This window comes from Paraburkholderia hayleyella, assembly GCF_009455685.1.
GTDB classification, from domain to species: Bacteria; Pseudomonadota; Gammaproteobacteria; order Burkholderiales; family Burkholderiaceae; genus Paraburkholderia; species Paraburkholderia hayleyella.
In genome coordinates this window covers 262,837-281,626 of sequence record NZ_QPES01000002.1, presented here as the reverse complement: position 1 = coordinate 281,626, position 18,790 = coordinate 262,837, and the positions used below count along the sequence as shown (strand labels likewise).

The 18,790-nt window shown below is 61.1% G+C and carries 13 protein-coding genes; 12 read left to right on the top strand and 1 reads right to left on the bottom strand.

Annotated elements, in window-relative coordinates; all coding sequences use genetic code 11:
- The first annotated feature begins 166 nt into the window (after positions 1–166).
- The 6 genes from GH657_RS15630 to GH657_RS15610 all read left to right on the top strand — a co-directional run bounded on the left by GH657_RS15630 (position 167) and on the right by GH657_RS15610 (position 5,647).
- Entirely contained in the window at positions 167–856 is a 690-nt protein-coding gene (locus tag GH657_RS15630) for a DUF969 domain-containing protein (protein WP_153101965.1), read from the top strand.
- Complete coding sequence (locus GH657_RS15625) at positions 853–1,833, top strand: DUF979 domain-containing protein (RefSeq protein WP_153101964.1); 981 nt, start codon at positions 853–855, stop codon at positions 1,831–1,833. Before GH657_RS15630 ends, GH657_RS15625 begins: the two co-directional genes overlap by 4 nt.
- A gap of 10 nt (positions 1,834–1,843) precedes the next feature.
- Positions 1,844–2,860, top strand: coding sequence for a DUF2891 domain-containing protein (locus GH657_RS15620; RefSeq protein ID WP_153101963.1), 1,017 nt, complete (start codon positions 1,844–1,846; stop codon positions 2,858–2,860).
- Positions 2,861–3,602: 742 nt separating this feature from the next.
- Positions 3,603–3,884, top strand: coding sequence for a hypothetical protein (locus tag GH657_RS18070; protein WP_174770000.1), 282 nt, complete (start codon positions 3,603–3,605; stop codon positions 3,882–3,884).
- 288 nt (positions 3,885–4,172) lie between these two features.
- Positions 4,173–4,805, top strand: coding sequence for a hypothetical protein (locus GH657_RS15615; protein WP_153101962.1), 633 nt, complete (start codon positions 4,173–4,175; stop codon positions 4,803–4,805).
- A gap of 503 nt (positions 4,806–5,308) precedes the next feature.
- Positions 5,309–5,647, top strand: a complete 339-nt coding sequence (locus GH657_RS15610; RefSeq protein WP_153101961.1) for a Rap1a/Tai family immunity protein — start codon at positions 5,309–5,311, stop codon at positions 5,645–5,647.
- 14 nt (positions 5,648–5,661) lie between these two features.
- Here GH657_RS15610 and GH657_RS15605 read toward each other — a convergent pair whose 3' ends face one another.
- Positions 5,662–10,173, bottom strand: a complete 4,512-nt coding sequence (locus GH657_RS15605) for an autotransporter domain-containing protein (RefSeq protein ID WP_153101960.1) — start codon at positions 10,171–10,173, stop codon at positions 5,662–5,664.
- Between the two features lie 566 nt (positions 10,174–10,739).
- On the opposite strand from GH657_RS15605, the gene GH657_RS15600 reads away from it, so the two are divergent.
- The 6 genes from GH657_RS15600 to GH657_RS15575 all read left to right on the top strand — a co-directional run bounded on the left by GH657_RS15600 (position 10,740) and on the right by GH657_RS15575 (position 18,259).
- On the top strand, positions 10,740–13,067 hold the full coding sequence (locus GH657_RS15600; RefSeq protein ID WP_153101959.1) for a TonB-dependent hemoglobin/transferrin/lactoferrin family receptor: 2,328 nt from the start codon (positions 10,740–10,742) through the stop codon (positions 13,065–13,067).
- A gap of 58 nt (positions 13,068–13,125) precedes the next feature.
- Positions 13,126–14,202: a hemin-degrading factor gene (locus GH657_RS15595; protein WP_153101958.1), complete on the top strand. Its 1,077-nt coding sequence runs from the start codon at positions 13,126–13,128 to the stop codon at positions 14,200–14,202.
- Positions 14,199–15,107 (top strand): heme/hemin ABC transporter substrate-binding protein, encoded by a 909-nt coding sequence (locus tag GH657_RS15590; protein ID WP_153101957.1) that lies wholly within the window; start codon positions 14,199–14,201, stop codon positions 15,105–15,107. Before GH657_RS15595 ends, GH657_RS15590 begins: the two co-directional genes overlap by 4 nt.
- Before the next feature lie 244 nt (positions 15,108–15,351).
- On the top strand, positions 15,352–16,500 hold the full coding sequence (locus GH657_RS15585) for a FecCD family ABC transporter permease (RefSeq protein ID WP_153102379.1): 1,149 nt from the start codon (positions 15,352–15,354) through the stop codon (positions 16,498–16,500).
- 32 nt (positions 16,501–16,532) lie between these two features.
- A complete protein-coding gene (locus GH657_RS15580; protein WP_425495770.1) occupies positions 16,533–17,429 on the top strand; it encodes a heme ABC transporter ATP-binding protein in 897 nt (298 codons plus the stop codon).
- 137 nt (positions 17,430–17,566) lie between these two features.
- A complete protein-coding gene (locus tag GH657_RS15575) occupies positions 17,567–18,259 on the top strand; it encodes a lysoplasmalogenase (protein ID WP_153101955.1) in 693 nt (230 codons plus the stop codon).
- Positions 18,260–18,790: the final 531 nt, after the last annotated feature.

Genomic DNA, 18,790 nt, shown 5'->3' with positions numbered 1-18,790 from the left:
AAACCAATATAACCAGAAGCCCTGCTTTTATAACGTAATCCTGATCTTGACTTACCCGTAATGATTGCGAGCTCATACAGGGCTGTTCAGCGTAGTTTCTCCGTGATAGATTTTTGCCGCAGAGTGCAAACCGTGCGGATAAAACGATTAAAGACGGGAGAAAGCCATGCTGGTGTTAATTGGCGTGCCGATCGTTGTGATCGGTTTTGCATTGCGCTTTAACGCGCTTCTGGTAGTCACGGTCGCGGGCATGGCTACCGGCCTCGCGGGTGGCCTCGATCTGGTCGGCATTATCAGCGCCTTCGGCAGCGCTTTCGCCGAAAACCGTTATATGGGCCTGATCTGGCTCACGTTACCCGTAATCGCACTGCTCGAGCGCAATGGGCTCAAGGAGCAGGCCAGCCGCTTGATCTCGCGCGTCCAGATGGCCACCACGGGCCGTGTGCTGATGCTTTACTTCGTGATTCGCCAGGTCACCGCAGCGCTCGGGCTGACCTCATTAGGCGGCCATGCACAAATGGTACGTCCACTCATCGCGCCCATGGCCGAAGCCGCTGCAACCAGCCAGCATGGTGAGTTACCCGGCAGCGTGCGCCAGCAAATCCGTGCGCATGCCGCAGCAGCCGACAACATCGGCGTTTTCTTCGGCGAAGACATCTTCATTGCGATTCAGTCGATTCTGCTCATCAAGGGTTTTCTTGAGCAAAACGGCATCACCGCCGAACCCTTGCATCTGGCGGTCTGGGCCATTCCTACAGCGGTCGCTGCGCTTGTCATCCACTGCACGCGGCTGATGCTGTTCGATCGGCACCTCGCATCGCAGCTCAGTCTCGCGGCACGGAGCGCCAGACGATGATTAAACTCGATTCGCTTTATCTCGTTGCCGGGCTGATGTTCACTGCATTTGCGTTCTATGGCCTGATGGAGCGCGCAAATGGACGGCGCTTCGTCAACTTTCTGTTCTGGGGCATTTACGCGGCAACATTCCTGCTGGGCAGTGTGCTGCCGCACTTCGTCACCGGCTGCATGGCGATTGCCCTCGCGCTCATCGCGGGTTCAGGCAAGCTGGGGCAAAGCGCAATCCGCAATGACGGTAACGACAGCCGGGTTGATCAGGCCGCAGCCAATGCGCTCATCACTCATCGGGAAAGACAGGCGCGCCGTTTCGGCAACCGTCTATTTATTCCCGCACTTCTGATTCCACTGGTCACGCTGGCTGGAACCTTCACGCTGAAATATCTGCCATTCGTCGAGAGCAAGAACGTCACCCTGATCTCGCTCGTCCTCGGCACGCTCGTGGCCTTCGGTGTCGCGCTGGCCATGTTGCGCGACTCGCCCACGCAAGCGCTCAAGGATGCGCGTCAAATCATGGATGCGGTCGGCTGGGCGGCAATCCTGCCGCAGATGCTGGCCGCGCTCGGTGCGCTCTTTGCACTTGCAGGCGTAGGGGGTGTGATCTCCGGGCTCGTACAGGCATGGATACCACTCAGTTCCGCATTTGCCGTTGTTCTCGCCTACGCGCTTGGCATGGCGCTCTTCACGATGATCATGGGCAATGCCTTCGCCGCTTTCCCGGTCATGACGGCAGGTATCGGTTTGCCGCTGATCGTGCATCAATTTGGCGGCAACCCCGCCATCATGGGTGCGATTGGCATGCTCTGCGGTTTTTGCGGCACGCTCATGACGCCCATGGCCGCCAACTTCAACATCGTCCCCGCCGCCCTGCTCGAGCTCCACGATAAAAACGGCGTAATCAAGGTGCAAATCCCAACAGCGTTAATGCTGCTAGCCGTCAACGTGGTGCTGCTCTACTTCCTCGTATTCCGTTTCTAGCGAGACTCTGATGACGACTCAACTCACTACGCGCATTGCCGCCCAGTTCGCCACGCTTGCGCTCGATCATCTGAGCCGCGAGTACCCCAACAAGCTCACCCATGCACTCGCGGGCCCCGAGGATGTCAAAAGCCCCCGTGCGCTTCATCCGGTGTTTTATGGCAGCTACGACTGGCATTCGTGCGTGCATGGCTACTGGCTGGTGCTGCATCTACTGCGCCGCTGTCCTGATCTGCCACAGGCAGCACGCATCATTGACGTGACGCAGGTGCATTTCACCGCGGCCAATATCATGGCCGAGCGGGCCTATCTGGATTTACCGCATAACCGGGGGTTCGAGCGTCCTTACGGCTGGGCATGGCTGCTTGCGCTAGCGGGCGAACTCGATACGCTCAAGCTATCGCTGCCGCAAGCCCGCGTCTGGGCCAGCGCGCTGGCGCCGCTCACCGAGGCCATCATCGAACGCTTTCTTGAGTTCTTGCCGAAGGCGACGTATCCGCTGCGTGTCGGCACGCACTTCAACACAGCATTTGCGCTAACACTGGCGTTCGATTTCGCCACTCAAACGCAGCATCGGGCGCTCACCCGCGTCATTGCCGAAACCGCCCGGCGCTGGCATGAACACGATCGCGCATGTCAGGCGTGGGAACCCTCGGGCGATGAGTTTCTTTCGCCGGCATTGATGGAGGCTGAACTGATGCGGCGTGTGCTGCCCACGGCCGAATTCATCGCGTGGTTCGATGACTTTCTGCCCGAGCTGGCGGTACAGCAACCGCGCACGCTGTTTGTACCCGTAACAGTCACCGATCGCAGCGATGGCAAGATCGCGCATCTGGATGGCCTCAACCTGAGCCGCGCCTGGTGCCAGCGGGCGCTGGCGCGTGCGTTACCTGAAAATGATCCACGCGCTGAAGTATTACGCGATGCAGCACAACGGCATCTGGCATGTGCCTTGCCGCACGTCGCAGGCGATTATATGGGCGAACACTGGCTTGCTACGTTTGCCACATTAGCGCTTGAGGCATAGTAAAACAAAAAAATACATTATTTATAGACATAGATATGCAGCATCTGGCAAATCGTATTTAACTTATTCTGCAATCTCCTCTAACCATGAATTAACTCAGGAGATTAATTATGCAAGGTATTCAATCAGCAACCCGTGTAGCCAGCCAGACATCGCAAGCTGATGCTCCTTCAGACAATTCAGGCAGCGCGCGTCGTGCCAGTGATACCCCTCCCATTCGCCGCGCCGATACCGACACTATTTCATCTCACACGAACATGCATGGCCCGGTTAAGGCGGAGATTCCTCCCTCCACGCCTTCCACTACCCCCACTTCCCCCAACATGCACGGCCCGGTTCAGGTAGATATTCCCGGACAGTCCTCAGGGAACAAACAGACGGATATCCCAACGACTCATTAAAATAACAAGCTGAAACAACGAGACTGCTGCAGATATTCTGCGGCAGTCTTGACGTCGGATCACGCGAAACCTGACGTCCACTTTTCCCGCCCCTTCGTATTCTTCCACTGCCATTACACGTCTGTTACCAACGACAAAATTTACATTAAGCAAACGATATATTTAAATGCAATACGGCATTTAAATATATCGTGCCAAGATTATCTCATTAAAACCACCGCATTCAAAAATGCGAGGCAGCAGTCGTATATAAATATCAAATATCTATGCGATATATGGCGGCTCTGAATAAACGTATTCTGTATACTCCTTTAATAAACCATTAACATAGGAGACGAATCATGCAAGGTATCCAATCCACACTTTTATCGGCTGTCCAGGCAGCGCAAGCTGAAGCCAACACTGATGCACCCGCGGCAAACGCATCAGGCGCGTGTAGTTCCGGTCAGCCAGCTATTTCACAAGATTCAAGCAACGTGGCGCCGGATAACCCTTCCCCTTCCTCTGCAGCAGGGAGCGATGCCCCAGCCGACAATAACCCGTCCATTCTGGACAAGTTGATGAGTAGCCTCTCAGCTGGGATGAGCACGCTGTTAAAGGGCTTGTTAGAGACCAAGGCTTGATTCCCAATAAACTACCGTAGTACCTCAATCACGACTTGAAACAACCGGGGCCCTGCAGAAGTTTTGTAGCGGTCCCGGCGTCAGGTCGTCGACGCTACCCAACACCGGCGTTTCGCACAGCCTTGTCGCCGGGTTCCCCTCTACCCATCTCAAACTCATGTCTGCTCCAGGGCATCCATGCGCTTTCATCGCGCTGCACGTCATTAGACATTTACAGCCCTAGCTATGTAGCATGCCAACACCCAAAAATCGCCTAGCATGAAGTCCCCGTTCAGTAGGAGACCCAACATGCAAGGTATTCGGCCAACCAAACCCTCGTCTCTTTACAACGTTCAGACCGATGACCCTGAACAGGCCAGTGAGCAACAGAACCATGCCACCAGGCATCCGGCAAAACCACCCCAGCAATCCTCATCCGACAACGGCACGATGGACTACCTGCGTGGCCAGCAGCCGCACTATTCAGGTAACCAGATCTCCATGACCACCAGCGATGGGCAGCGAATCAACATCAGCCTGAGCGGTGGTACGAACAAGGGCGCCGAGACTAAAAATAATCAGTGGTCTAACACGATTATTAGCAACGACGCCAATGGCACGAGCATCACCAGCAACAATGCCTTTGGCAGCACGTCCATCAAAAATAATTCTGACGGCACCACCATCATCAATAGCAGTACAAGTGGTACCACTGCGATCTGCAATCAGGGGCATAACGTCGGTGCTGGCAGCGAAGCAGCGTCTGGCAACCTGAATAACACAGCAGATGCGCATGGCCCTGCGAACACGAACACCGCCCAAACCCATAGTGAATTCAACCCCGCCTGGCTCCGGGCCGCCAGCGGTGATGACACACATGCCGGAATTGATAGAAGTGGCGCGAATAGCCTCGCCGATCCGGACAAGAAAGACTCCGTATAGAGCACGGTCCAAACAACGATGTGGGCACAAAACCATGAACCATGGCAGCGTGTATGGCCGAAACCCGCACTCGATGACAACCCCTTCATCGCAGTGATGCTCCTGGGCCGCGCATTCATCCAGCGCGGCCATTTTTATGGCTAGCGTTACACCCGGCTCAGGCGACCCGCTCAGGCAACCCGCTCAGGCAACCCATATTCTGTCTTGCTACGTTTGCCACATTAGCCTCAAGGCATAACACCCTGCAAAACAGACTATTTTTAATGGCGAACGATAGTCAATGGTCCGGGCCAAAACGTGGCAGGCAGGCAGGGCTCCAGGCCCACCGGGCAAAGAGGGGGATGTTTGCCGCAGTCCTGGCATCGAGGCCGCATGAACCCGAGCGGTTTTTTATTTTTGACTAGCCGCGTTTCAGCCGCACCGGCCACGCAATAAAAAGATGCGCTCATACGCTCCGCGCGTATAGTTTCCCGCACCTTTATTCAAGCGAAGCCGAAACCACGATGAAACGCCTCTCCTGTCTCGTTGCGCTCAGTTGCGCGCTGGTTTCCAGCGGCGTAGCCGCGCAAGGACTCGAAAACGCCGCGACGTTCTACAACGCCTGTAAAACCCCGGAAAACCTCGACCTGTGCGCGATGTTTCTCGCGGGCTATACCAGCGGTGCGCGCGTGCAAGCCGTGGTGAGCCGCCAGCGCGAGCTGTATTGCATGCCGCCTGACACCACGCACAAACAAAAACTCGACACGGTGCTCAGTTATATGAGCACCGTCCCCGCCGGGCAAACCCAGCCGACCGCATCGCTGGTCTACAAAGCCTTCGTTCGCGCATGGCCATGCCGCTAGAAGCGGTAGCGGTACTAGAAGCGGTATGTCAGCGACAGCCTGAGCGCCTGGCCCGACACATTACCGGTATGAATCAGCGTGTCGTAACCTGCGTTCAAATCGAGCGTCTTGCGCAGCGGCAGCTTCACCCCTAACCCCGCGCTCAGCATGCCGCGCGACGAGGTCGCCCCGGGCACGATAAAGCTTGTGCCATCGGCCGCCGTGACCGCCATCGAACGCGACGGATCAAGCGTTTCGTAGGCATAGCCCAGGCGCGCTTCCACCAGACCGGGCCGCTCCCCCAGCAGCATGAACGGATAGCCTGCGGTCACGCCCACATAAGGTTGCAAGCTCTTCAGGTTTTGCATGCCAACCACGAGATTCTGGCTGGTCGGGCCGGATTCATCGAACGCATGCCCATGGAAGTACTGATATCGCAGACCCGCACGCGGTGTCACGAGCAACGGGCCCACTGTCAGCGGCAGGCTGACCTGCGCACCCAGATGCATCTCGTCGCCCTGGCTATTGCCATCGGCATTGCCGAAGCTGCCAAAGTTACGGCTCGAGGCAAGAAAATCATGGGCATAGCCCCACGTCCCCGCAATATTCACCGGCCCGAGCGAGCGGCCACCGTAACCCGCGATGCGTAGCGTATCGATCTTGCCGCTACTACCCGTTTGCTGTTCCGTGATGTCGGCATGGCTATAGCCTGCCGCCACGCCGACTGTCCAGGCATTCACCTGGCGCTCAATCCCCGCGAGAAAACCATAACGGCGATCGGTATAACCTGGCGCGCCGCTGTTGCCGCCCACTTGCGCAATCGCGCCGGTCGTCTGTACCCACGCATGGCGGCCCAGAGGCAGGCAACCCGCAACGGACGCGCTGGCATCAGCGCACAAGCGGCTCATCCGCTCCAGTAGCAGATCGTTGACCTGCTGGCCCTCGCGCATCGCAGCCGAACCCAATGCGCCAAACAGCGTGGCATTCGTTGGGGCGACCACAACCGGCCCAGGCGGCGTATCGGGCGGGTTGGGATTAATCGGGGGCGTGGGTGGCCCCGGTGGATCCGGTGGATCCGGTGGATCCGGGGGCACCGGCGGAGTCGGCACGCCTAACGACAGCACCACCCCGGACTGGCTCAGATTGATGCTGCGTTTGAGGTTTTGCGGTTCGCTGCCGTTCGTGCTGACGTTGCTGAAATCGCCGCTCAAACCCTGTGAACTGACGATCTGATAGCTGATCGTGCGATAGGTGCCCGGCGCATAGAGCAGCGAGAGCGTGCCCCCCAGTGCCGCTGAGCCGCCCACCTTGAGTTGCGAGGCGCTCGTCGGGCTGACGTCGATTTGCAAAGTGCCGTTCGCGCCCTGCTGATAATTGCCGCCCACCGATAACGTACCGGTCGGGCTACCCGGCCAGACCAGGCCCTGGTTCACCACCGAGCCACCCACTGCGCCATAACCGCGTAATGTCCCAGCGGCGCTCACTTGCACATCGCCCGCCGTACTGGCATTCAGGTGGGTGATGTCGCCGATGGTCAGCATGCCCTGCGCAATGTTTGTGCCACCGGTATAGGTATTGATGCCATTGAGCGTCAACGCGCCGCTCCCCGTCTTGAGCAGCGTGCCGCCGCTGCCGCCATCGTTGATCGCGCCATTAATCACATCGTCGCGGTTCAGCCCACCCAGCGTCAACGTGCGGCTCCCCAGTGCCACCGAACCCTCACCCGCGAGCGATCCGATCGCCGTGCCGCTCGCCGTCAACGCACTAATATCCACGAAACCGCCCGCGTTATTCGTGACTGTCGCGCCTGGCGCCTGTGCCGCGCCCGCCAGCATCAGCCGTCCCTGAGCGTTGAGGATCAGTTGCGCGTTGCCCGCCACGCTATGGTCATCGAAGATCGTCGTGCTCCTCGCACCGGTGGTAATGGTCAAGCCATCCGCGCTACTGTTTCCCACGAAGCGCAGCATCGCGCTGGACGAGACGCCCGCCGCCACATTCACCGTGTTCAAGCCACCGCTTCCCACCCCGAGACCGTGATCGCTGCTATCGACAGTAAGCATACCGGCGCTGATCAACGTGCCGCCCGTGTAGAGGTTCTGCCCTGTCAGATAGAGTTCACCGTTACCTGTTTTGCTCAGCCTGCCCGCGCCGCTAATCGTCCCATTCCATGTCAGGGTTTCCGACGCGGTGTCGATCATGCCGCCCGTGCCGTTGAGCTGCAGCGTGCGGTTCGTCGAGAACCCGTTCAAGGTTCTCAGGATGCCGCTATTGAATGTCAAGCCGCCCGTCGCGGTACCCGCTGCACCCAGGTTGTTATCCGCACCGAGCTCGAGCGTGCCGCCGTCGAGCACTGTCCCGCCGGTGTAAGTGTTGTTGCCCAGCAGCGTGAGCGTACCCGCGCCAGTCTTGGTCAACGCGCCGTCCCCCGAGATCTCGCCATTCGCCGTCAGCGCGGTAGCAGCATGCGTGTCGATTGTGCCCCCGCCGCCTTGCAGGGCAATCGCGCGCGCCGTGGCAAAAGTCCCGCTGGTATTGAGCGTGCTGTCATTGAGTGTCAGCCCGCCAGCGCTGTTACCGAGGTTGGTGTCAGCGCTCACCGACACCGTGCCCTCCTGAATCACCGTGCCGCCCTCGTAGGTGTTGTTGCCCGACAGGGTCAGCGTGCCCGCACCCGTTTTGGTCAGGCTGCCGTCACCCGAAATCGCACCGTTGGCCGTCAGCGCGGTGCCCGAGTTGGTATCGATCGTGCCGTTTGCCTGCGTGATCGTGATCGCGCGCTGGGTCGCAAAGGTCCCGGTGGTATTGAGCGTGCCACCATTGAAAGTCAGCGTGCCGTTACTGTCGCCGAGGTTGTTATCGGCTCCGATCGACACCGTCCCCTCCTGCAAGACCGTGCCGCCGCTGTAGGTGTTGGCCCCGGACAGCGTGAGCGTGCCCCCACCGTTCTTGGTCAGGCGGCCGTCACCCGAGATCGTGCCGCTGGCCGTCAACGTGGTGCCCGCATCGGTGTCGATCGTGCCGTTTTCCTGCGTGATCGAAATCGCCCGTGCCATTTCGATGCTGGCGCGGGTATTGAGCGTGCCGCCATTGAAGGTCAATGTGCCCGAATCCGCGCCCAGGCTGCGATTCGCGCTGATCGACAACGTGCCGTCGTTCAGGGTCCAGGGCGTGACCTCAGTCGTGCTGCCGGTCAGCGTCCAGGTACCGGCGCCATTTTTCGCATATTGCTGAAAGCCGAGGTACTGGGCGCCAATATCCTCAACCCTGAAGGTTGCCGAGGTGCCGCTGTCGCCGCCTAACGCCAGGGTATTCGTGCCGCCCGACGCCGCAGTCGCATCGACATTGCCGATGACATTGCCGCCCGCATCCAGCTCGAACGTGTTGCTACCGCCCGTAAAGGTCACCGCATTGGCACGCCCGCCATCCGTGTTCACCCCTCCGGTGATCGTGCCCGCGTTGATGATATTCAGATTGGCCCCAGCAATGCCTGCGCCTCCCACGCCGTTTGGGGTCGTGGTTCCGGCGTCCCCTCCTGCCTGCCCGGCGCCGCCCGTGATCGTGCCGGTCTGGCCATTGTTAATGGTCGTGGGCTGGGTATTGCCGCTCACCCAGATCCCCGCTCCGCCATCACCGCCCGCACCCCAGCCCGGTGCCGTCGTTCCACCCTGGCCACCCTCGATGCTCCCGTTATTGTTCAACGTGCCGCCCGCCATGGCGACACCGTTGCCGCCCGCCCCGGCGCTCCCGCTAAAATATCCAGGTGACGAAGCGCCGTTTCCGCCAGCGCCCCCCTGAATCGAGCCGCTATTGGTGATCGTCACCGGCTGGCCTTCGCCTGTTCCGGTGGTCACCAGTCCATCGCCGCCCCCGCCTCCGTTGCCGCCGTTCCCGCCGATATCCCCGCCTGCACCACCGGCGCCACCCGCGCCACCCAGCACGACACCGTCATTGGTCACGGTTCCATAATCCAGCGCGATGCCACTGCCGCCCCCGCCCCCACCGCCTCCATTGTCGTGAACGCTCGCGCCCCCTGCGCCTCCCGCACCGCCCTCTGCTGTCGCTCCGGAAAGATTCGACAACGTCGTGCCAGACGTCTGAACCCAGATGCCGCCACCACCACCGCCACCACCGCCACCCCCATCGCCGCCACCGCTGTTATCCGGAGCCCCTGCGCCGCCGTTGCCGCCGGCCGATACCGTGCTGTTCTCGGCCGAACTGCCATTGATGACCGTACCCGCCGCGCCGTCCTCGCCATACGCCCAAGCCGCCTCTAGCGGCAGCATCAGGGCCGCGAGCAGAAAGCAGGTCATCACGGCGCCATGCCGTGGATGAAGTTTGATGAAGCGCGGCCGGGCCAGCGCCGCATTGCCCAGATGGGCGCGGCCAAAGTGGCGAACGCGGGCCAAACCTGAGGAACCGGTGCGGGTGCCGCCAACGCCACGCACACGCTTGCGTCCCGGCTTGCCACCCCGTGAACGAACCTGTTCAGAAGCGACCTGGAGCAAACGCAACGTGGAGTTCCAGACGACGCTGTAAATACGGTTCATAAATAAATTCTCTTCGAGCTAGCAGGAGATGAAGGTGTCAATGAGCAATGAGCCGCGGCATGGAAGGGAACAAGAACCTGGGGTTGGATAACCCGGCGAATAGCGCAAAAACGGCGCTGACCGGCAAAGCAGCAACAAGCAGCAACAAGCGATCCGTCCCAGCCAGCGGGCCATACCCTTCCGGCCCTCTATGCCTTTTGACTCGCCCTATAAGTAACAACACGTAACGCTTCGTTCCATCCGCGCCCGCCGTGCGAAAAAAAACCCCGCAACACCGCCATGGCACTGCATCGCAGCAGGAATTTTCCAAAATAAAAAACAAAAATTCCGATTAAAAAATAGGAACTTCCCAATGCATGACGCATTTCTTTCAATTGACAATGATTCTCATTCCAAATAGAGTGGCGCGTCCGTTGGTACTCGTCCTGTACTCATAGGCTTGCCGTGCAGCTGCACGCACAGGCCCACGGATTCCTAGCCAGGTGCCGTTTTTCATTCGCCCAGCCAATCGCTTTTGCTTTTTTCGTCGCAGCTATTGACAGATCATTTCGATCGGGAGAATTAACGTGCATCACATTCATCTGGCGCGGCGTCCGCTGTCCATCATGCTGTTTGGGGCGTTTGGCCTCTGGGCTGCGCCAACCCACGCCGAGAGCAGCACGGACAACACGGCTCCGGTTCAGGACACGTCCACGCAGCAAGTCGGCGCAACCGCCGGCATTCAGCCGTCCGCCGCCAGCAGCACCGGCAATCTCCCTCGCGCAACCAGCAACGGGGCACTGCTTGAGCCGGTCACCGTCACCGCCACGCGCACCGCCACCCGCGTCAGCCGCACGGCGGCGAGCATCTCGGTGATTACCGCTGAAGATCTGGAAGAGCAGCAAGCCAATAACATCAAGGAAGCCTTGCGCTACGAGCCGGGCGTCACGGTGCGCCGCACCGCCTACCGGCCCACCAGCGCGGCCACGGGCGGGGGGCGTGATGGCGATTCCAGCATCAATATCCGCGGCCTCGAAGGCAATCGCATCCTGCTGATGGAAGACGGCATCCGCATGCCCAGCGCGTTCTCGTTTGGGCCGCTTGAAGCCGGCCGCGGCGATTACGCCGACATGAGCACCCTGCAACGCATCGAAATCCTGCGTGGGCCCGCCTCGGCGCTGTATGGCAGCGACGGGCTGACCGGCGCGGTCAACTTCATCACGAAGAATCCCCGCGATCTGCTTGAGATTTACGGCAAGCCCACTTATTTCTCGGCACGCACGGGCTACGATTCCAGCGACCGCAGCGTGGGCGGCACGCTCACGGCTGCGGGTGGCAACGACCTGATTCAGGGCATGCTGATCCTGGATGGCCGCCTCGGCCATGAAACCGACAACAAAGGTTCGAACAATTCAGCCGGTCCCGCCCGCACCACAGCCAATCCGCAACACACCTATGCGGAATCGGCGCTGGGCAAGATCGTCATCACCCCCACGCCCTACGACACGTTCAAGTTCACGGTCGAAACCGTGCGTCAGCGCGTCAGCACCAATGTCCTGTCGGCAATCAAACCGCCCACTACGCTGGCCCTCGAAGCGAACGACAGCATGACGCGCAACCGCTACAGCTTCGATTACGACTTCAGGAACGACGCCGCGCGCTTCTTTCAGAACGCGCACGTACAGTTTTATTACCAGGAAGCGTCGCAAGACCAAAGCTCGTTCGAAACCCGTGGCAATGCGCCTTCGCGCAGCCGCTTTGGCACCTACAGCGAAAACATGATCGGCGGCTCGGCATTTGCCGAAAGCGGCTTTAGCACGGGCATCTTCAAGCACAAGCTGCTGTATGGCGGCGATGGCAGTCTCGATCGCATCTCGGCGCTGCGCAACGGCGCGGTGCCAGGGGTGGGCGAATTGCCTTTCCCCAACAAGCCCTTTCCCGATACCAACTACACCTTGCTCGGGGCCTTCATCCAGGACCAGATCAGCTATGGCGCGCTGAGCGTCACGCCCGGCCTGCGCTTCGACCACTACAACCTGGGCGCCAAAACGGGCAACAAGCAATACGCGGGCACGCCGGTATCCTCCGGCGATCACGCGCTGTCGCCGCGCGTCTCCGTGCTGTATGAAGTCTCGCCCGCGCTGGTGCCCTATGCCCAGTACGCGCACGGCTTTCGCGCGCCATCGCCGGATCAGGTCAATAACGCGTTCGCCAATCCGGTTTATGGCTATACCTCGGTCGGCAATCCGAACCTCAAGCCGGAAACCAGCGACACCTTCGAAATCGGTCTGCGCGGCAAGCTCGGCACCGGTTTGGGCCCGTTACGCTATAGCGCCGCGGCGTTCACCGGACGCTATAGCGATTTCATCGCGCAGCAGACCATCGGCGGTGCGGGCACACCCGGCAACCCGCTCATCTTCCAGTACGTGAATTTTTCGAAAGCCCATATCCACGGCTTCGAAGGCCGCGCGGAGTGGTTCCTGCCACAAGGCTTCTCGGTCAAGACCGCGCTGGCGTTCACCAAGGGCAGCGTCGACGGCAGCAACGTGGCCAGCCAGCCGCTCGATTCGATCAATCCATTCTCGGCGGTGTTTGGCCTGCGCTACGAGCCCAGCGAGCGCTGGTTCGCCCAGGCTGACCTGCTGTACCAGATGTCGAAAAAATCGAGCGATATCGGCACCAAATCATGCACGCCGGCACCGTGCTACGCCCCGCCGTCGTCATTCGTGGTCGACCTGCGCGCCGGGTACCGCTTCAACAAACACGTCATCGCCTATTTCGGCATCCTCAACCTGTTCGATCGCCGTTACTGGAACTGGTCCGACGTGCGCGGCATCGCCGATGCCTCACCGATCAAGGATGCTTACACCGCGCCTGGCCGCAGCGTCTCCGCCAGTCTGAAAGTTGATTTCTGATACTGGCCGCGGCTTTTGTTGCTTGATTAATGTTCTATTTCATTCCGAGGAAACTGACATGTTGACTTCCACGCTCCCCAACACAGCGGCACTGCAGCAGCTCCAGCAAGATTTTCTCAAGCTCAAGGAAACGCAAAAACTGCGCAACCGCGAGGCCGCGCATGCGCTAGGCATTAGCGAAGGCGAAGCCCTCGCCGCGTTTGTCGGCGACGAAGTGATACGGCTTGAACCGCGCTTCATCGAGATCATGGAAGAGATTCCACAGTTGGGGGCGGTGATGGCGCTCACGCGCAACGAGGCCGCCGTACACGAAAAAGACGGCCCCTACGAAAAAATGAGTCATGACGGCATGGTCGGCCTGGCATTGGGTGAGCATATCGACCTGCGGATTTTTTACCATAGCTGGGCCTCGGGGTTCGCGGTGCTCGAAGACACCCCGCGCGGCAAGCAAAAAAGCCTGCAGTTCTTCGATACCCATGGGCATGCCGTGCACAAGATCTACCTGCGCGAGCACAGCAACCACGCGGCCTTCGATGAGCTGGTCCAGCGCTGGCGCATGGCGGATCAGGTGGGCGGCCTGAGCGTGGTCCCCGCGCCTGAGGCCACCGCACTCAAACCGGATGGCGAAGTCGATGTCGCCGCCTTCCACGCCGAATGGGATGCGATGACGGATACGCACCAGTTCTTCGGCGTGCTGCGCAAGTTTGGCCTGGCGCGCACCCAGGCGCTGCGTCTCGCGCCGCGCAGCTATGCCCAGGAAGTCGCCAACGACGAACTGCAAGGCCTGCTCGAAAGCGCAGCGCAAATCGCTTTGCCGATCATGGTGTTCGTCGGCAACCGCGGCATGATCCAGATCCACGGCGGCCCCGTGAAGAACATTCGCGTAATGGACAACTGGCTCAACGTGCTCGATCCGGGTTTCAACCTGCATCTGCGCCAGGACCTGGTGGCCAGCACATGGGTGGTGCGCAAACCCACCAGCGACGGCATCGTGACGTCGCTCGAACTGTTCGACGCCAACGGTGAAAACATCGCCATGCTGTTCGGTGTGCGCAAGCCCGGCGAGCCGGAACTCGAAGGCTGGCGCGATCTGATCGCGGGCCTCGCCCCATTGCGCGAGAAGGCATTCGCATGAGCGCGGGCCACCTCGACCGGCAACGCCGGCGGCTATTGGGCAGCGGCAGCGCGTTGCTGCTGCTGGGTGCGTTAGGCCGTGTGGCGCAGGCCGCAACGGCTGAGCCGCGCGTGATCGTCGTCGGCGGCGCGCTGGCCGAAGTGGTCTATGCGCTGAACGCGCAAGGCGGCGCGCACGGCACGCTGGTCGGTGCAGATACCACTTGCACCTATCCGGCTGCCGCGCGGGCCTTGCCCAAAGTGGGCTATCAGCGGGCGCTGTCCGCTGAAGGGCTGCTCTCGCTGCGGCCCGACCTGATCCTCGCTTCCGCTGAAGCCGGGCCGCCTGCGGCGCTCACCCAGGTCAAACAGGCCGGCGTCAAGGTGATTTCATTTGCCGAGCAGCACAACGTCGAATCAGTGCTGGAAAAAATCACGGGTATCGCCCAGGCACTCGATGCCAAGGCGGCGGGCAACGCTTTACGCGAGCGCGTTGCAGGCGAGTGGCAGCAAGCCCGGGCTGAAGTGGCGCGCTCGTCGCTGGCAAGCCGCGCCAAGCCGCTCAAGGTGCTGTTCGTGCTGAACCATAGCGGCAACCAGCCGATGGTCGCCGGGCAGCGCACGGCGGCTGATGCCATGCTCGGTTATGCCGGGGTGCGCAACGCGATGCAGGGCTTCAACGGCTACCGGCCACTCTCGGCGGAAGCGCTGGTCAGCGCCATGCCCGATGTCGTCCTGACCACCGACGAGGGCCTGAGCGCCTCAGGCGGTGCGGCGAAGATGCTGGCTAGCCCAGGCTTTGGCGCAACGCCCGCGGGACGCGCCCAGCGCGTCGTCGCACTCGATGCGCTGTTTTTGCTGGGCTTCGGCCCACGCTTGCCGCAAGCGGTGATGACCCTGAACCAGCGTTTACAGCAAGCAGGTTGAACTTGAATCCCGCTTGGTGCCAGCTTGGTGCCAGCTTGGTGCCAGCTTGGTGCCAGCTTGGTGCCTGCCTGGTGCCAGCCTGGGTGCGCGGGCCTGGCCCACGCGAAACCGCCACTGCATTGCCGGACCCGATGCGCAGTGGCGCTTGTGCTGGCGCGCTGCAAGAACGCTCCCGCGCGCCCTGCCATGACGCTTCGTGCCGCGTAACCTCCTTGATGCCTCTCACGTGCCTTCGCCTTCTCCGATGAGCTTCGATACCGCTTCCTCCGCGCCCCCCTCCACGCCGCGCGTCACCGCCGCCCCGCCGTCCCCGCCCGCGACAGCCTCTACCCCTACCCTTGGCGACAGCCTGGCCGAACGGCGGCGGCGCGCGGCGTTACGGCTCTTTATCGGCCTGGGTGCGGCGCTCGTGCTCATCACCCTGGCGGCGATCTGCATCGGCGCTTACGCGCTCACGCCAGGCCAGGTCTGGAGCGCCTTCCTCGCCCGCGAGGCCGAGGTACAGGCCAGCCCCGCGCTGCAACAAGCCCAGGCCGTGCTGTGGCATATCCGCCTGCCACGCATCGTGCTGGCGCTGCTGGTCGGCGCAGGCTTCGGCGCAGCGGGTAGCGCCTTGCAGGCGCTCTTTCGCAATCCGCTAGCCGACCCTGGGCTCATCGGCATTTCGAGTGGCGCGGCACTCGGCGCATCGACGCTGATTGTGCTGGGGCCGATGCTCGGCGCGGCCACGCTCGGGCTGCTGCCGCTCGCCGCTTTTGCCGGGGCCTTGCTGGTGTCCGCGCTGGTATACCGCCTGGCCGCCGCGCGCGGCCGGCTCGCACTGCCCCTGCTGCTGCTCGCCGGAATCGCCATCAACGCGCTGGTGGGTGCGGCTATCGGCTTGCTGACCTACATTGCCGACGATGCGCAACTGCGCTCGCTCACGTTCTGGAGCCTCGGCAGCCTCGGCGGCGCGCAATGGCCGATGATCGCCACGATCCTGCCTTTCGTGCTGCTCGGCGTGGGGCTGATCGCCCGTCACAGCTACGCGCTCAACGCGCTGCAACTGGGCGAAACCGAAGCGCAGCATCTTGGCGTGCCTACCCAGCGGGTCAAACGCACGGTGCTGGTCGCGTCGGCGCTGGGCGTCGGCGCGCTCGTATCGTGCACCGGCATCATCGGCTTTATCGGCCTCGTCGCGCCCCACTGCGTGCGGCTGGCGTGTGGCCCCGACCAGCGCATCGTGATGCCCGGCGCGATGTTGCTCGGCGCGACGCTCACGGTGCTGGCCGACCTGGTCGCACGCACCATCGCCACCCCTGCCGAAGTACCGCTCGGCATTCTCACCGCGCTGCTCGGCGCGCCGTTCTTTCTCGTCTTGCTGTGGCGCAGCCGCAGCCAGCTTGGCCTGTAAGCCTGTAACTTCGACGGAGCCCGCCCCCGATGCTGAAGACTCTCAACCTGAGCGTGACACGCGGCAGCAAACCCGTGCTGCGCGACCTGTCGCTTGAAGTCAGGCCAGGCCAGCTCACCGCACTGCTCGGGCGCAACGGTGTCGGCAAAAGCACGCTGCTGAAAGTGTTGGCGGGCGAACTGAGCGCGCCCCCTGCCCCATCCCGGCCTGTGAGCAAAACCGGCAAAGCCACAACCGGGGGAAGCGTCTCCGGGGCCACGACGCTCAATGGCGAAACGCTCAGCGCCATCGGCCCGCAGCGCCTCGCCCGGTTGCGCGCGGTTTTGCCTCAGGCATCGCAGCCCGTGTTTCCCTTTAGCGTGGATGAAATCGTGCTGCTCGGACGCTATCCGCATATGGCCGGTGGCACGCCAACGCGCCAGGACCGCGAGATCGTCGGCGCAGCGCTCGCGCTCGCCGGTGCCGACACGCTCAGCGGGCGCGAAATCACAACACTTTCCGGAGGCGAGCTGGCGCGCGTGCAGTTCGCCCGGGTGCTGGCCCAGCTTTGGCCGGTAGCGGATGGCGCGACGGCTTCAGGCGCGACGTCAGCGGCCACGGCGCCTGGGTCATCTCAAGCAGCCGCACCGCGTTACTTGCTACTCGATGAACCGACCGCTGCGCTGGATCTGGCGCACCAGCACCGGTTGCTGGCCACGGTGCGCACGCTGACGCGCGATTGGGGTATTGGCGCGCTCACCATCGTGCATGATCCGAACCTCGCCGCGCGTCACGCCGACACCCTGGCGCTGCTGGCCGACGGCGCCATCCTCGCGCAAGGCACGCCGCACGAAATGATGCGGCCGGAGCTGATCAGCCAGTGCTTTGGTTTTACGGTGCGCATGATTGATACCGGGCACGGCAGCGCCCCGGTAGCGGTGCCCGCCTGAGGCTTCGTCCGAAATCTCAGGCAGCGCCTCTTGCAGCAAGACCACACGCGAAGTTGAAACGCCAGCGTGAATCTGCTGCCGCTGTCAGCGAGGCCTGTCGCGGCTGCTAGAATTCACCGGTTTTAGCCGCTGCCCCCATGAAAACGAAAAATAACCTCGCTGCGCCTGATACCGGCACGTTCTACACAGTGCTCGCACTGTGGCTGGTGGCGGCCTGTACCGCTGTGAACTATGGCAGCACGCTAGCAGGGACAGGGCTCGCGCCCGATCCCCGGCAGGCGATCGGCAAAGCCCTGCTGTGCGCGCTGTTGCTGGCCGCCACCGCGTGTGCCACGTACCGGCCCCGGCGCGAACGCCTGGGGCTGGGCCTCGGGCTGCTGGCAGCGATGGTCGGGGATGTCGTGCTGGCGTTACCGCTCAAATGGTCGTTGATCGGCGGCCTTGGCGCCTTCTTTATCACGCATCTGGCGTACTGCATGGTGCTCGCGCCGCTGCGCGGCCAACCTCGCCTCTGGCAACGCCGCGCGCGGCCCCTGCCATGGCTCGCGGCAAGTGTGTTGTATGTCCTGTTCTGGCCGCGCCTGCATGAGCTGACGGTTCCTGTCGCGCTTTACATCGTGGCGCTCTGCGCAATGGCCAGCCTTGCGCTATCTGCACGCCACGCACGGTTGTGGCTTGGCGCCGGTGCCGCGCTGTTCGTCGCCTCGGACGCGATGCTCGGCATCGAACGCTTTCTCACGGCATTTCCAGGCAGCACGCCTGCGATCTGGTTTGCCTATGCCGCGGCCCAGCTTTGTCTGGTGGCGGGCTTGCTGCGACGTCCTGACTGAGGCCGCCCGCTGCGCGAGGCTGCGATGTTCATTTGCCAGAACCTTTTGGCCGCAAAAGTTACCTAGCCTGCAGACAATCAGGCGATCAGCCAGACTTATCGTTTTAGCAAATTCATGACGATCTTCTTTTAATTTTTCTTAATTTATTTTTTTTATCTTAAAAATATGCTCTCTCTATTTCGAAAAATTTCTCCGGGCACTAATAATAACATTACCCATGAAACTACAGGCACTACGTCAGTCCAACTATTAACCAGCGGCGAGCCCAAAACAAGCCATTATTCGCAAAGATATTCCCAACGCCTCCGCGCTCCAAAACGGGAATACTCCATCGCTCCTTCTTCCTTTACCAATCATCCAGCCTGTCAAAATATACTTTATGGAGTAAACCACAGCACTTCTGATACCAGACAATCAGAATCTATGGAATTAATTTATTTTTTCCTTAAAGAAATGCCCCGTTTTTTCAAGGCACAAACACCCCCACAAGAAGAAATAAAATCGCCGGTTACCAAAAATATTTTCGTGGAT

Excerpts from the sequence above, each read along its gene's own strand:
- GH657_RS15630 (WP_153101965.1), top strand. The coding sequence starts at position 167 with ATGCTGGTGTTAATTGGCGTGCCGATCGTTGTGATCGGTTTTGCATTG.
- GH657_RS15625 (WP_153101964.1), top strand. The coding sequence starts at position 853 with ATGATTAAACTCGATTCGCTTTATCTCGTTGCCGGGCTGATGTTCACT.
- GH657_RS15620 (WP_153101963.1), top strand. The coding sequence starts at position 1,844 with ATGACGACTCAACTCACTACGCGCATTGCCGCCCAGTTCGCCACGCTT.
- GH657_RS18070 (WP_174770000.1), top strand. The coding sequence starts at position 3,603 with ATGCAAGGTATCCAATCCACACTTTTATCGGCTGTCCAGGCAGCGCAA.
- GH657_RS15615 (WP_153101962.1), top strand. The coding sequence starts at position 4,173 with ATGCAAGGTATTCGGCCAACCAAACCCTCGTCTCTTTACAACGTTCAG.
- GH657_RS15610 (WP_153101961.1), top strand. The coding sequence starts at position 5,309 with ATGAAACGCCTCTCCTGTCTCGTTGCGCTCAGTTGCGCGCTGGTTTCC.
- GH657_RS15605 (WP_153101960.1), bottom strand. The coding sequence starts at position 10,173 with ATGAACCGTATTTACAGCGTCGTCTGGAACTCCACGTTGCGTTTGCTC.
- GH657_RS15595 (WP_153101958.1), top strand. The coding sequence starts at position 13,126 with ATGTTGACTTCCACGCTCCCCAACACAGCGGCACTGCAGCAGCTCCAG.
- GH657_RS15590 (WP_153101957.1), top strand. The coding sequence starts at position 14,199 with ATGAGCGCGGGCCACCTCGACCGGCAACGCCGGCGGCTATTGGGCAGC.
- GH657_RS15585 (WP_153102379.1), top strand. The coding sequence starts at position 15,352 with ATGAGCTTCGATACCGCTTCCTCCGCGCCCCCCTCCACGCCGCGCGTC.
- GH657_RS15575 (WP_153101955.1), top strand. The coding sequence starts at position 17,567 with ATGAAAACGAAAAATAACCTCGCTGCGCCTGATACCGGCACGTTCTAC.